General features: G+C 69.3%; 1 protein-coding gene. It reads left to right on the top strand.

What is annotated here, in order from left to right:
• A partial coding sequence (locus GM672_RS27960; protein WP_260115715.1) for a contractile injection system protein, VgrG/Pvc8 family occupies window positions 1-319 on the top strand: 319 nt, incomplete at both ends.

The raw sequence follows: 319 nt of genomic DNA, 5'->3' as shown, positions 1-319 counted from the left end.
TGCCTGAGGCGCTGATGCCGGAACGCTTCGCCGGCCGCGAAGGCGTCAACGAACTGTACGACTTCGACGTACAGGCGCTGAGCACCTCGACCGACCTCGATCTGGACCAGTTCATCGGCGAGGAAATGACGGTCACCCTGCTGCAGCCTGACGGCAGCCGCCGCGCCTGGCACGGCCTGTGCACCGAGGCGGCCTGGCTGGGCGCGGACGGCGGCGTGGCGCGCTACCGCCTGCGCCTGGAGCCGGCGCTGGCCCTGTTGCGCCTGCGCCGCGACAGCTACATCTTCCAGGACAAGACGGTGCAGGACATCGTCACCGA

The sequence above is a fragment of the Pseudoduganella buxea genome, from assembly GCF_009720835.1.
GTDB classification, from domain to species: Bacteria; Pseudomonadota; Gammaproteobacteria; order Burkholderiales; family Burkholderiaceae_D; genus Rugamonas; species Rugamonas buxea.
This window is presented reverse-complemented; position numbering and strand designations above follow the sequence as displayed.